General features: G+C 81.9%; 1 protein-coding gene. It reads right to left on the reverse strand.

Annotated features, from left to right (window positions below; translation table 11 throughout):
* Window positions 1–310: hypothetical protein (locus AO501_RS40785; protein WP_197419920.1), on the reverse strand; the 310-nt coding region annotated here is incomplete at both ends.

Raw genomic sequence — 310 nt, forward strand, 5'->3', positions numbered from 1 at the left:
GCGGCGCCGCCGGCGTACGCGGCGCCTCCGCCTCCGCCCCCGCCTCCGGCGCCGGCAGCTTGCAATACCGCGGTGCCGCCGGCGCCACCGCCGCCGCCCGTGCCTGACCCGCCACCGGGTGCGCCGGCGCCGCCGCCGCCACCAAGGCCACCAACTGCCTTGGCGACGACGTTGCCGCCGGTTTCGGTGGTGGCGGTGCCACCGGAGCCGCCGGTGCCGCCGATGCCGCCGATCCCGTCGCCGCCGGCGAAAGCCCCACCGCTACCGGCGTGGCCGCCGCTCCCGCCGGCGCCGCCACCACCCCCGCCCC

Origin of the sequence: Mycobacterium gordonae, assembly GCF_001417955.2 — a bacterium.
GTDB lineage: Bacteria > Actinomycetota > Actinomycetes > Mycobacteriales > Mycobacteriaceae > Mycobacterium > Mycobacterium gordonae_B.